Origin of the sequence: Paenibacillus sp. LHD-117 (genome assembly GCF_030929555.1) — a bacterium.
Taxonomy (GTDB): Bacteria; Bacillota; Bacilli; order Paenibacillales; family Paenibacillaceae; genus Pristimantibacillus.
Genome location: NZ_JAVFVT010000001.1, coordinates 301,470 through 313,881 on the forward strand (window position 1 = coordinate 301,470; position 12,412 = coordinate 313,881).

A 12,412-nucleotide genomic window follows, 5' to 3' on the forward strand; every position below is an offset into this window, starting at 1 on the left:
GAGCGCTAGGAAGAGAGCGCGCTTTGCCTTTCGGAGGCCGAATTTGCGACAGCGTACGCTGCTGCTGATCGCCTTCGGCGTTTTGCTGCTTGCGACGATCTTCGTCGCCGGGCAGCTCGTGACTGAAGAGATGCTGGCGGTAAGCTTCGCGGACAAACATCTAGCGCCTTCTCTCCAACATCTATACGGTACGGACTGGTTCGGCAGGGACATGTTCCTGCGTACGCTCAAAGGACTGTCGCTCAGCCTCGTTATCGGCGCCGCCTCTACGATCGGTGCCGGCATCGTCGCCGTGTTCATCGGAACGGCCGCCGCCTTGGGCGGCAAACGGGTGGACGCGTGCATCAAGTGGCTGACGGATGTCGTCATGGGCATGCCCCATTTGATCTTGCTCATCCTGGTGGCGTTCCTGTTCGGGAAGGGTCCTCAGGGAATTATCATCGGCATGGTGCTGACGCACTGGACTTATCTTTCGAGGATTGTCCGGGCGGAGGTGCTGCAGATCAAATCGAGCCAATATGTGAAGGCCGCCCGAAGCTTCGGCAGAAGCCGATTGCATATCGCGTTCCGTCACCTGCTGCCGCATGTATTCCCGCAATTTCTCGTGGGTCTCGTACTGATGTTTCCGCATACGATTCTGCACGAAGCGTCGCTCACCTTCCTCGGCTTCGGGCTGTCGCCCCATCAGCCGGGTGTCGGCGTGATTTTATCCGAATCGCTGAAATATCTGAGCACTGGCCAATGGTGGACCGCGCTGCTTCCGGGTCTCTCGCTGTTAGCCGTCGTCCGGCTGTTCGACCGGTTGGGAGAACGGTTGCAGGCGCTTTATCATCCAAACCAAGCCCATGATTAGGAGGTGTCAGGCATGATTCGTCGCAAACCGATGCTGGAGGTCGCCGATTTCGGCGTCGCCTTCGCCCAATACGGAAGAGGGCTGCGCCGGGAGGAAAAACAAGTCATTTCGAATTTTACGCTCGAAGTATATCCGGGAGAAATCATGGCGGTTGTCGGCGCCAGCGGATCGGGCAAGAGCCTGCTTGCGCATGCCATCCTCGGCATTCTTCCTTACAATGCCCGCGAGAGCGGCAGCTTGAGATTTAACGGCGAGGAGCTAACTCAGAAACGGAAGGAGGAGCTTCGTGGGAGGCGGATCGCGTTAATACCGCAATCCGTCGGTTATCTAGATCCGCTGATGAAGGCGGGCAAGCAGATGGACAGTCCGCTGCGGGGGGAGCATGCTGCCGTATCAGCTGCCAACTTATTGGAACGGTTCCAACTTGCCAAATCGGCCTCTGGAAAATATCCCTATCAGCTGTCCGGCGGAATGGCCCGAAGGGTGCTCATCGCAACGGCTCTCACATCCGGCGCCGAGCTCGTCATCGCCGACGAACCGACCCCCGGGCTTCATCCGTCCGTCGTTCAAGAGACGCTCGACGCTCTGCGGGAGCTCGCCGATCGCGGGCTAAGCGTGCTTATGATCACGCATGATATCGATCTTGCGTTCGTCGCGGCGGATCGGATCGCGGTGTTCAATAACGGGAGGACGGTCGAGGTTGTTGACGCGGCTTTGTACGAAGCGTCTCCCGACCATGTGAAGCATCCGTATAGCAAGGCACTATGGCATGCTTTGCCTCAAAACGGATTCCGCTCCGAACGGAGTAAGGACTACGGAATGTGGGAAGAAAAGCTTAATGGGACGGAGGGAGAGGTTTTATGACGCTTCGGGCTGAGCAGATCCGGTACCGCTACCCCAGCGCCAAGGAATGGGTGTTGGAGGATATATCGATCGAAGTCGGTGCGGGGGAGGTCGTAGGTCTCGTTGGCACAAGCGGCCGTGGCAAAAGCACGTTAGGCAAAATTATGGCCGGACAGATATCCGGCTACCAAGGCGAAGTGCTGCTGGATGGAGAGGCGCTGCCCGCACGGGGCTTCTCGCCGGTGCAGCTCATCTACCAGCACCCCGAGCTGGCGGTTAATCCGAAGTGGAAGCTCGGCAGGTCGCTCGCGGAAGCGGGCGACTACGACGATGCGCTCCGCAAGGAGATGGGCATCCGCGACGACTTCTTGAGCCGGTGGCCGAATGAGCTGTCGGGCGGCGAGCTGCAGCGCATTTGCGTCATGCGCGCGCTCAAGCCTCACACGCGTTTCCTCATCGCGGACGAAATCAGCACCATGCTCGACGTTATCACCCAATCACAAATCTGGAACATCGTCCTGGATTATGCGCGCACGCACCGGATCGGCATTCTAGCGATTACGCATAACGAACATTTGGCAAAAGCGATTTGCACCAGGACGGTCCAGCTATAGGGCAAAACGGGAACAAACCGCTTCTTCGCGAAGCGGTTTGTTTGTCGTTACTGAGCTTTGGAGAGGAAGGGATATTCGGAAATGTAAGATAGAGGTATTTTTAGGAGATGTGTCGAATAATGTGGGATTAATTCTGAACGTCGGAGAAGGTTAGCGGATCGGGAGTGCGTAAATATTGGGAACAGGTAGTAATTAGTGTAGTGCGTAAATATGGAGTTAGACGAAATTAAACTAAAGCATATAAAGTGAGGGGGTTTACGATGAAGATTGGTGCTGCAGGACTCATGAAACTATCTGAAATGATTTGTGGCGATCAACCATTTGATTTTTTTCCATATCGAAGTTCTTCTAATTTAACCAGATTCTTTGTAAGTATTGATTTAGATTATGTACACGATGGCTCTACTCGGAGAATTTGGGTAAATGACGTATTAACTGAATTAAATAATAAGGCTTCAAGACAAGATAACATGCCCTCTCAAGGGATAATTAATATTATTGAATATTTATTACACCCAGATCATTTTCTCTTCGATGAAAGTGTAGACAGAAACAAAGCTTTAGAAGCAGTACAATTATGTATGAAGACATACAATTTAACCATTGCTGAACAAGCAAATGGAATTGCAAAAGTCAGACCACTGAATGGCGAGTTTATATCAACCGCTTATGCTGAAGTACCTATTGAAAAGTTAATTACATTTAAACCCGATGTATTTCAAGTTCCAACTAAACCGCAAAACCAAAGACTTGTATCAGTTATGATGCCGTTTAGTGCTCAATTTAATGGTACTTTTCAAGCGATAAAGAAAGTCACTGATTATATGGGACTTGAATGTTTGCGTGCGGATGATATTTGGGATAACACTACTTTTATACAAGATATTTTTGACCTTATTTTTTGTTCTAAGATTGTTATCGTGGATTTTAGTGGAAGGAATTCTAATGTCATGTATGAAACAGGAATCGCTCATACACTAGGTAAAACAGTAATTCCAATAACCCAATCAATATCTGATATACCCTCTGACTTAGGTCACCACAGAGCACTGGTATATCTATCAAATGAACAAGGATTAAGTCAGTTATCCAAAGATTTATATAAGAGAATGAAAGTATTGATTTCTGAAGTGCAGATTTAGATTACTCAAGAAGAGTTTAACTTCGTCTAACACCATATTCACGCATCGGGCATTCGCCCTCGGTCCGCAGATGAATTAGCAAGGTGGCCTAGGCTGTGGACACACTCGACTTCGTCGAGCGTCGTGAATACAAGAACGTTATCAGAAATCAGATGATCGGGGATAAAGAATGATATTAAGAATAGAGGACATTATAAAGCTAGATTTTTCTAAGTATTTAGATAGAAAAGAAAACTCTATATCATTACGAACAAAGCAAAGATATCTAAGTGATATTAATTACTATGTGGATAACTATATAAATAACTCAAATGTTATTGATGGATTAGATAAATTTTTTGTTACTAAAGATATATTATCCTTCTTGAGGCTCAGAAAAAGTTCAACTGCACGAGCTGCAATCGTGAACTTTATGGGTTTTCTTAAGGAGTATGGGCATCTTAATACCTTAAAACATGTTGAATTAACTGAGTATCTTAAATCTTTAAAGCCAACCATAATTGAGAAACAAATGGTGTTTTTCGATGATGAGCAAATATCATTCTTACTTAATAATAGAGTAGTTTATAGTAAGAAGGATAGTGAGGAATCTCAAACAATTCTTCGTTTACTTTTAATGTTATCTTTTCAGTTAATTTTTGAACAAGATCACCTAATGAAACTCAATTGGTCAGATGTTAATCTAGATAGAAAAAGAATAAGAAATCTAAGGAAAGACAGTCTAGCATATGGATGGATAAAAATTGATGATGTATTGTGTCAAATGTTACTTGAACAAAAACAACAAATAAAAAATATTCAGATTGATACACCAGTCCTTATTTATAAAGGAGAACGCCTAGATAATAGGAAGATTAATTCACTATTATCAATCCTTAAACGAAAACCAAATTTAACTATTTTAAAGACTTCAACTGATATTCAGAAAATAAATAGGAGTAGAATATTACAAGATTTGAACAATTCGAAAGGTAAGTCCACATTTGAAATTATAAAGATCACTGGACTAACAAAGAACACACAATTTGAACATGCATTAGAAGAATATTTATTAAACGAGTACTCGAGGATGCCATCTGACATCTGATAACACCATATTCACGCATCGGGCATTCGCCCTCGGTCCCAGAAGCGGCTACTAAGAAGTGGTTGCTGTGGACACACCCGGCATTCGCCAGGCGTCGTGAATATACGAAACGTTAGGTGAAATCCACGAAAGCGTAAGAACCAATTCGAAATGAGTGATATTATGAATCTTTCAAGTGTTGATTTTATAATTGATCACAATGATATCTACTTATCACATGAGCATAGCTCATTTATGAGTTTGTTTCATATTAGAATAGATAAAAGTATTTATCCAAATCGAAGGTACAAAGGACTTCCACTTTTAACATTAAGTTATTTCATAAAGGAATTAAGGCTGTTAATTTCCAAGGAAAATACAATTAATGAAAGACATATATATTTTTATCCTGAAACCACTAACTTTATTAAATTCAAATTGATAGACAATGAAACAGTGTTACTAGAATTTGTTCAAAGGAAGAATAGTGCTAAAAATATTATACAATCTATTTTTTCGAAGGATGGGCGACTTGAGTCATCAATTGTTTATTGCCAGTTCAATGAGTTATTTGTTGTTTTATATAAAACAGCAGAAACGTTAATAAATAGATTAAATAATCGTAAAGAACATGGAGGAGATTTTTATGCTCTTGAATATCAAGTCAGACTTGCCAAATCGTTATTTAATAAACTGGTAGTAACTATAAATGATAAAGGTTGACAGTATTTCAGGAAGTCGGGGACATCACCTAACACCATATTCACGCATCGGGCCATTCGGCCCTCGGTCCGGCAGGAGATACCGGCAGGGGAGCTGGATCAGCCGGACACACCCGGCATTCGCCGGGCGTCGTGAATATACGAAACGTTAGATGAAATGCCTGAAAACAATAACAAAGGAATGTTTAAATGACAAAGTCATTAGTACCGCTTAGAGTTCCTACAGGTTGGACAATTTCATGGAACAGCTTTATTGAACTAATTCCGAAAGACTTTAAAGATGAAGATTATGAACATCGATGGGATTTTAATGAGGATCTATTGCAATTAGTAAACAACAATAAAAAGAAAATTATAGATTTAGGTTGGTATCCTAGTAATCAACCTGATGGGCAGTTTAGGTTAGTTGTAATTAATCAATTTGATAATCAAGATGAACAAATTACTTCGTGGGATAACCCTATATTAATAATTTGTACAAGAGAATTAAAAGAAGTAATAACAAGAATTGAAGAAGTGCTATTGAAGATCTCTCAAGACATTATGTAGCAAATTCTAAGAAGTCAGGCCCTTCATCTAACACCATATTCTCGCATCAGGCATTCGCCCTCGGACCGGCAGATATAATTAGTATGGAAGCTGAGCAGCGGTCACATCCGACTTCGTCGGAAGTCGTGAATCAACGACAGGTTTTAAGAAATCGGCGAAAAACTAATAAAGGAGAACTCTAATGGCAAATGAACTGCCAGACATATTTAAAGAAATAAATAAAAAAGATAATTTGCCAAGTGATTGTTTTAGAAGAAATTCACCTCACTATAATCTGGTTTCATACATAAACAATATTATTGCGTTATATCTCAGCGATTCTTATGAATTTATTCCTGTGTTCATTAAGAGAGCTGATAAGGAAATTACTGATTTAACAAATAGAATTGGACACCATAAATATTTTGATAATTGCAGAGTCTTGTTGTCCCAGGTTGCAAATCAAGTAAACAATGCTATTGATAACGTTATCGATGATATTCTGCCTCTACTTTATCGAGGAGATAATGATCGGTACAGTAGATGTCCAGAGAAATTCTGCTTTCATTGGGTAGAAAAAGGTACTAAAAGGCTTCCGTTTCAATTTTCGAATGTTGATGAAGCATATAAAATTTCAAGAAAGTTTACACCATCAAAAACTTCTTACTGCGGATGTGCCTTTGAGACCTGCAAAAGACTGGTCCTGGATGAAGATAATAAAGATTGGTATGAGCCTAACGAGCCGTTATTAGAAGAATATAAAGTATCAGCAAAACATTTTATTATTGATTCGTAGGTTAATCAAAGAAGTCGCCGACAACTTATAAACCATTTTCACGCAATGGACATACGCCCTCGGTCCGGACAGTAGTGTTTGGCAGGGAAGCAGAGGCAGCCGGACACAACCGACATTCGTCGGACGTCGTGAATATACGAAACGTTATCAGAAATCATTGCAGAGCTGAAACAATAAATTCTATTTATCATTGAGGTGTGCCGAGATGCTAGACGCATTCACTAAGAAGAGACTTGAGAAACTATTAATTGATTATATCGATAAGAAAATTCCAAAGCACATTCGAAATCAAATGAGACTCAATTATAAATTCAGAGGAAACAATATTACTCTTTTTGAAGAACGACCGGCGTTTATGAGCGATAAATGGGTTGAAATTGATGTTGCACAATTCCGATTGGAACAAAACAAATGGAAAGTATATTGGAGAGATAGTAAAGATAAATGGCATTTTGTTGAAGACATTATTCCTGATGAAGATTTTGAAAAACAATTGAAAATCGTAGATGAAGATAACAGAGGTTTATTTTGGGGGTAACTCGAAGAGGGGCAATGACTTCTGATACACCATATTCATGCATCGGGACATTCGCCCCTCGGTCCGGCAGAAGTAGTTGGCAGGGAAGTGATTGCAGCCGGACACATCCGACTTCGTCTTATGTCGTGAATATACGAAATATTATATGCAACTACTGCAAATTCAAATTATGAGGGGAATGAACAATGAAGCTATCCTTTAAATACTCTGAAAGAGAATTTGTCCGCGCAATGAATCAAGCTAATGGGGATTCAAAGCGTCTTATAGTTGATTTCATAATTGCAATCGCTTTATTATTTTACGGTCTTTATCTATACATAAATGGGTCGAACGAGATATTTTATTCTTTTATTATAGTCATTTCGATTATTTTTATTTTTATCTTGTTCGCTCGAATGTTAATTGTTCCGAAACTAGTGTTTAGGAAAGAGCCTAAGTATAAAGAGGAATATAATTTAGAATTGAATGATGAAAATATACTGTTCAGTGCTGGCGCACTAAAGTCAACAATTCAGTGGGACTTTTATAAAGAAATTAAAGAAACAAAAGATTTCATTTACTTGAAATATAGCAAGCGAGGCTTTGCAATAATTCCTAAACGAGTGTTTAATTCAAGCACTGAATTGGAAATGTTTAAACAGAAAATCTATTCAAAGATAAAGTAATCAGTTGAGAGTATATCAGAAAGGCAGTAGCAGCATATAACATCATATTCACGCATCGGGGCAGGAGATATTGGCAGGGGAGTTGTGGCAACCGGACACATCCGACTCCGTCGGACGTCGTGAAACAAAGAAACGTTATAGGCAAGACCTGCAAACAAATTAAGGAGGAATTACTTATGTCGAAGCTAATTCAAAAGAATAAATTTTTTAACAAATCACTTGAGATTTCTGCTGATGGAATAATATATGAAAGTAAGGGGTTTTTGTTTAAAACCAAGTTCAAGGTTCCATATGAACAGTTACCAAAAGAACCAATAATCATAACGATTGGGGTTAGAAGATGGCTTTTCATAGGAGCTACACTTCTAGTTCTCGCAATCTTTTCTCTAATTGGAACTATCAATCAACCAACTACGGAGAATCTATATGGTGTTTTATTTTTTTCTTTATTAGCTGCGATTTCTTTCTTTATTTATTGGAGATCGACTAATACATATCATGGATATATTTGCAGTGAAAAAGAAATTATGCTATTCGATAATAGTCCGAATGAAGTTGAGTTCAGTAATTTTATTGAGATGCTTCAGGATACTAGATCCAAATATCTTAAAGATAAGTATGGAGAAAAAGATGAACAAATTAGTCATCACGTTTCTTCTCCGATTGAGGAATTGGAGAAATTATTTGAATTAAAAAATAAAGGAATTATAGATGATACAGAATATGAAACTATGAAGAAGAAAATTATCGGTATAGATCAGAAACGAATTGGTTTCTTTCAAGATTAGATCGTATTTCAATGAAGGCAGGTCCACCCTATAACAATGTGTTCACGCATCGACGGACAAGCCGCCTCGGTCGCCAGGAGATAAGTCGGGGAAGTTGATTCAGGCGACACATCCGCACCACCAAACCGCATCGCGGCCGCTCACTACGTTTGATGAGGGTGGTGGGACGTCGTGGACACGGAAACGTTAGGTAAAATTGCTGTAAAGAATAAAACATAAAAGGACATAACCATGAAAAATAATCATTTGTTTTACTTTGGTGTAGGAATTTTGATTTGTTTTGTTGCTATTATAATTGCAACTAGTCTCTCTCAGAAAAATCAATACACTCTAGTTGTTTATGATTTCCCGACAAGTAATGACAGTAAAGTTGAATGACTTGATGATTTCAATCACAGAATCAACGTTATTAGTTATGGAGTACCAGGTAATTACATTTCAATATTTATTCTACATTTAAAAAATTACATGAGGAGCTTAGAGATGTTAGTTGGGGCATGAATATAAGTTATTCGAGGAGCTGGGATGAATTAAAAGAAAAAGCAAACAAATTAATGAGTATGTAATTCAAAGAAGTGTCGACATCCGAAAACACCATATTCAAACATTGGGCATTCACCCTCAGTCCCAGAAGCGGCTTCAAACAGCGGTTGCTGTGGACACATCCGGCATTCACCGGGCGTCGTGAATATACGAAACGGTATCAGAAATTAGTGTAGAGCTTATAAACAAACATAAGAAAGGCGGAGATCATTTGATTACTGTAAGAACCCAAATTGAGATCTCTGCTCCTATCCGTCTTTGCTTTGATTTGGCCAGGGACATTGATGTACATACAAAAACCGTATGGAAACATACAAAAGAAAGAGCGGTAGGTGGAATTACCTCTGGTCCCATTGGATTCGGACAAACGGTAACTTTCCAAGCTACACATTTTTTAGTCAGACAGAAGCTCACTTCAAAAATAACGGAATATGAAGAGCCTTTTATGTTCATAGATGAAATGCAAAAGGGTGCATTTAAAAAGCTTAAACATATTCATGATTTCAGAGAAACACAAGGAAAGACAATAATGACTGATACATTGCATTTTGAAGCTCCACTAGGGCTTCTTGGATTGATTGTAGAAAAAAATATACTAAAGAAATACATGCAGAAATTTATAGAACATCGAAATATTCAATTAAAAAAGATTGCAGAAGAAATTGTGAAAGCAGCTCAAGAAGACACTAACTTCTGATAACACCATATTCCCGCATCGGGCATTCGCCCTCGGTCCGGCAGGAGTTAGAAGTGGTCTCGGAGAGGCATTTCAGTTTTCGAAGAAGCAAGAGCAGCCGGACACATTCCACCACCTAATCGCATCGCGGCCGCCCTAAGGGCTTAAGGTGGAAGGACGTCGTAAATACAATAACGTTATGCGAAACCATCAGAAGCATAAATTATTAAGACATGCTGGAGGATAATTCATGGAGGATTGGAAGAAAGATAGAATAGGCTCAGCTGAGAATGGGCTGAATCCGCTCGTTATTTGTAGAATGAGAAGTGGTTATGCAGTTATTGGAGATACTCAATTTCTTCCTGGCTATTGTGTTTTATTGGCTGCGCCTAGAATAGATCAACTTCATGATTTAGATGATATAAACAGAGGGATCTTTCTTCAAGACATGGGGTTATTAGGAGAGGCTGTACAGAAGGCATGTCAACCAAGACGAGTTAATTATTCAATTTTGGGTAATACAGATCCTTTTTTACATGCTCACGTTTTTCCGAGATATGATTGGGAACCGGAGGATGTAAAGCCTTATCCGGTCTGGTTATATCCGAAAGAAAAGTGGACAGACAAGCAATATCACTATAATGAAGAAAATCATGGAGAAATTAGAGAGAAAATAAGATTAGAATTAATTGAATTATTAGAAAGAAGAGTATAAGGCGCCTTGAATCAGGATGGCTTCGTATAACACCATATTCACGCATCGGGACATTCGTCCCTCGATCCGGACTGATGCAATTGGCAGGGAAGCGATAGCGGCCGGACACATCCGACTTCGTCTGACGTCGTGAATATACGAAACGTTAGATAAAATATACGCTAAGGAGAGATCGTGTGAGTGGGTGTTAATTTTACTGCGTTATTTGACTATAGTATCAATATATCAATGCTTCAATCGTTACCAATGTTACTTAATGAAAAATCAAATTTTCAATACCTCTTTAATGTAGCGAGCTCACTTGATGATGTATTAATTAATAACTGGGAATGGCCACAGGATATAGTTCGACATAGATCCATTGAGGAGGAGTTTGAAGAAGAGGGCTTTGTAAGTATAGCAGGTCCAGGAGGAATTGTACTCTATTTTGGAAATCACTTATGTGAACTTAGCTCACCTATTAGATGGAAGGCATTCTTATCAGATCAATTGGTACAAGAAAAAGTCATAAAAATAAGTTTGGAGTTTTCTAAAATTTTTGGCTTGCCATTATACGCTCCTGACTATTTTTGTTTAAGTAGTTTCTTATTCGATGGCAATAACATGGATGATGTAAAGCAATACTTGATTAGGAAGTATGGTGATGCTGCAAATACTATAAATGAAATGTGGAATGATTTAAAAAGTTCAAGTGAATATAAGAAGTATTATTTTGAAACTTTAAAGAGTTAATTCGTTGATCCGAAGAAGGCATATACATCATCTAACACTATATTCACGCTTCTGGCCATTTGACCCTCGATCCAGTAGGAGTGAGAAGCAAGATTCGAGGCAGCGGATTCAGGATTCGGGGCAGCAAATTCAGCCGGACACACCCGCACCACCTAACCGCATCGCCGCCACTTCGTGGCTTTAGGTGGTAGGGCGTCGTGAATACAAGTACGTTATAGGAAATCACGCAAATCATCAAAAACCTTTAATGGAGGATCAATGATGGTTGAATATATTACGCACTACTATAAGTCAGTGCCATTTAGAAGTCTGTCTGCTCTCACAAAGTCTGAAGCTCTAAAATTAATGCGAGAATTATTTGATGACACCCCTTTTTTTGAAAGATTTAAAGAACCAGATCGATACTGGGAAAACAGAATGGATGCAGAAAATTGGTTAAGAAGCAAGTTTATTGAAAAGGGAGGAAAACCAAAGGAGATCTATCCCTATTACTCAGTGTTTGGATCATCAGATTGGATAGAGAACTTCTCATTATCCGCAGGAATTGAAATCGAAAAGATACAAATTCCAATTTCAATTTTTGATGAAGGAGATTTAAGTTTCACACTTCCGGATAGTATGGTTTCTTATTGGATTGGAAGAGACAAACCCGAAGCGTATTATCATCCTAGTTATCATGGTCAGGTCTTTACGCTTGCAGATGTCAGAACGATTATAACAGTTGAATTAATGAGCAATTTAGAATCCATGCATCCAGCAGGTACAATTCCATACGTCGAAGCACAGATTTGGAATCATGAAATAGCACAGAAGTACTTTTTAAAAGAGAGAAAAATATAAAGATATTGAGTGGTTATCGAAGAAGGTGCTGACATCCTATAACGCCATATTCTCGCGAAACGTTAGGTGAAATACCTGAAGGAGCCGAATTATGAGTAGAAAAAAAGAAATAACTCTTTTAATTTTACTTTTTATAGTTCTTTATATCTTTGTTTACGTTTCGATGCTCGCTAGTGTCAAAGATACATTAAGGACAATTTATAAACATCCTGAACTAGTTGGACGAATTGAACCTGAATTACGAAAGTATCACCTTATAAAAATATAAAAAAGTGCTCTAATCTTTGGTAGAATGGTGTTTGTCGAGAACATCACCAACCAAGGAAGGAGCACCCTTAAAGTGAAGTCTAC

At 40.1% G+C, this 12,412-nt stretch carries 15 protein-coding genes; all 15 read left to right on the forward strand.

The features are described from left to right. The first annotated feature begins 43 nt into the window (after positions 1 to 43). The 15 genes from RB620_RS00965 to RB620_RS01035 all read left to right on the forward strand — a co-directional run bounded on the left by RB620_RS00965 (position 44) and on the right by RB620_RS01035 (position 12,061). On the forward strand, positions 44 to 853 hold the full coding sequence (locus tag RB620_RS00965) for an ABC transporter permease (RefSeq protein ID WP_308091626.1): 810 nt from the start codon (positions 44 to 46) through the stop codon (positions 851 to 853). 12 nt (positions 854 to 865) lie between these two features. After that, entirely contained in the window at positions 866 to 1,717 is an 852-nt protein-coding gene (locus RB620_RS00970) for an ATP-binding cassette domain-containing protein (RefSeq protein WP_308091627.1), read from the forward strand. Continuing rightward, the gene (locus RB620_RS00975) at positions 1,714 to 2,310 is read left to right on the forward strand and encodes an ABC transporter ATP-binding protein (RefSeq protein ID WP_308091628.1); all 597 of its coding nucleotides are present in this window, start codon (positions 1,714 to 1,716) and stop codon (positions 2,308 to 2,310) included. The genes RB620_RS00970 and RB620_RS00975 overlap by 4 nt, the downstream gene beginning before the upstream one ends. A gap of 260 nt (positions 2,311 to 2,570) precedes the next feature. Further along, the gene (locus RB620_RS00980; protein ID WP_308091629.1) at positions 2,571 to 3,452 is read left to right on the forward strand and encodes a hypothetical protein; all 882 of its coding nucleotides are present in this window, start codon (positions 2,571 to 2,573) and stop codon (positions 3,450 to 3,452) included. Positions 3,453 to 3,621: 169 nt separating this feature from the next. Continuing rightward, the gene (locus RB620_RS00985) at positions 3,622 to 4,539 is read left to right on the forward strand and encodes a hypothetical protein (RefSeq protein ID WP_308091630.1); all 918 of its coding nucleotides are present in this window, start codon (positions 3,622 to 3,624) and stop codon (positions 4,537 to 4,539) included. 150 nt (positions 4,540 to 4,689) lie between these two features. After that, positions 4,690 to 5,241 carry a hypothetical protein gene (locus RB620_RS00990; RefSeq protein WP_308091631.1) on the forward strand — a complete coding sequence of 184 codons (552 nt, stop codon included), beginning with the start codon at positions 4,690 to 4,692 and terminating at the stop codon, positions 5,239 to 5,241. Between the two features lie 188 nt (positions 5,242 to 5,429). Continuing rightward, positions 5,430 to 5,789 (forward strand): hypothetical protein, encoded by a 360-nt coding sequence (locus RB620_RS00995; RefSeq protein ID WP_308091632.1) that lies wholly within the window; start codon positions 5,430 to 5,432, stop codon positions 5,787 to 5,789. A 181-nt stretch (positions 5,790 to 5,970) separates the two neighbouring features. Beyond that, entirely contained in the window at positions 5,971 to 6,564 is a 594-nt protein-coding gene (locus RB620_RS01000; protein ID WP_308091633.1) for a hypothetical protein, read from the forward strand. 205 nt (positions 6,565 to 6,769) lie between these two features. After that, the gene (locus tag RB620_RS01005) at positions 6,770 to 7,102 is read left to right on the forward strand and encodes a DUF3024 domain-containing protein (RefSeq protein WP_308091634.1); all 333 of its coding nucleotides are present in this window, start codon (positions 6,770 to 6,772) and stop codon (positions 7,100 to 7,102) included. Between the two features lie 185 nt (positions 7,103 to 7,287). After that, positions 7,288 to 7,767 carry a YcxB family protein gene (locus RB620_RS01010; RefSeq protein WP_308091635.1) on the forward strand — a complete coding sequence of 160 codons (480 nt, stop codon included), beginning with the start codon at positions 7,288 to 7,290 and terminating at the stop codon, positions 7,765 to 7,767. 176 nt (positions 7,768 to 7,943) lie between these two features. Then, positions 7,944 to 8,555 (forward strand): SHOCT domain-containing protein, encoded by a 612-nt coding sequence (locus RB620_RS01015; RefSeq protein ID WP_308091636.1) that lies wholly within the window; start codon positions 7,944 to 7,946, stop codon positions 8,553 to 8,555. A 754-nt stretch (positions 8,556 to 9,309) separates the two neighbouring features. After that, positions 9,310 to 9,795, forward strand: coding sequence for an SRPBCC family protein (locus RB620_RS01020; protein ID WP_308091637.1), 486 nt, complete (start codon positions 9,310 to 9,312; stop codon positions 9,793 to 9,795). Positions 9,796 to 10,024: 229 nt separating this feature from the next. Then, complete coding sequence (locus tag RB620_RS01025) at positions 10,025 to 10,489, forward strand: HIT family protein (RefSeq protein WP_308091638.1); 465 nt, start codon at positions 10,025 to 10,027, stop codon at positions 10,487 to 10,489. A 180-nt stretch (positions 10,490 to 10,669) separates the two neighbouring features. Beyond that, on the forward strand, positions 10,670 to 11,221 hold the full coding sequence (locus RB620_RS01030; protein ID WP_308091639.1) for a hypothetical protein: 552 nt from the start codon (positions 10,670 to 10,672) through the stop codon (positions 11,219 to 11,221). 261 nt (positions 11,222 to 11,482) lie between these two features. Then, positions 11,483 to 12,061, forward strand: coding sequence for a hypothetical protein (locus tag RB620_RS01035; RefSeq protein WP_308091640.1), 579 nt, complete (start codon positions 11,483 to 11,485; stop codon positions 12,059 to 12,061). Positions 12,062 to 12,412: the final 351 nt, after the last annotated feature.

What these genes read in the sequence shown, in the direction of transcription:
- RB620_RS01025 (WP_308091638.1), top strand. Translation starts at nt 10,025, where the DNA reads ATGGAGGATTGGAAGAAAGATAGAATAGGCTCAGCTGAGAATGGGCTG.
- RB620_RS01035 (WP_308091640.1), top strand. Translation starts at nt 11,483, where the DNA reads ATGGTTGAATATATTACGCACTACTATAAGTCAGTGCCATTTAGAAGT.
- RB620_RS00995 (WP_308091632.1), top strand. Translation starts at nt 5,430, where the DNA reads ATGACAAAGTCATTAGTACCGCTTAGAGTTCCTACAGGTTGGACAATT.
- RB620_RS00970 (WP_308091627.1), top strand. Translation starts at nt 866, where the DNA reads ATGATTCGTCGCAAACCGATGCTGGAGGTCGCCGATTTCGGCGTCGCC.
- RB620_RS01000 (WP_308091633.1), top strand. Translation starts at nt 5,971, where the DNA reads ATGGCAAATGAACTGCCAGACATATTTAAAGAAATAAATAAAAAAGAT.
- RB620_RS01005 (WP_308091634.1), top strand. Translation starts at nt 6,770, where the DNA reads ATGCTAGACGCATTCACTAAGAAGAGACTTGAGAAACTATTAATTGAT.
- RB620_RS01010 (WP_308091635.1), top strand. Translation starts at nt 7,288, where the DNA reads ATGAAGCTATCCTTTAAATACTCTGAAAGAGAATTTGTCCGCGCAATG.
- RB620_RS00975 (WP_308091628.1), top strand. Translation starts at nt 1,714, where the DNA reads ATGACGCTTCGGGCTGAGCAGATCCGGTACCGCTACCCCAGCGCCAAG.
- RB620_RS00990 (WP_308091631.1), top strand. Translation starts at nt 4,690, where the DNA reads ATGAGTGATATTATGAATCTTTCAAGTGTTGATTTTATAATTGATCAC.
- RB620_RS01015 (WP_308091636.1), top strand. Translation starts at nt 7,944, where the DNA reads ATGTCGAAGCTAATTCAAAAGAATAAATTTTTTAACAAATCACTTGAG.
- RB620_RS00980 (WP_308091629.1), top strand. Translation starts at nt 2,571, where the DNA reads ATGAAGATTGGTGCTGCAGGACTCATGAAACTATCTGAAATGATTTGT.
- RB620_RS00985 (WP_308091630.1), top strand. Translation starts at nt 3,622, where the DNA reads ATGATATTAAGAATAGAGGACATTATAAAGCTAGATTTTTCTAAGTAT.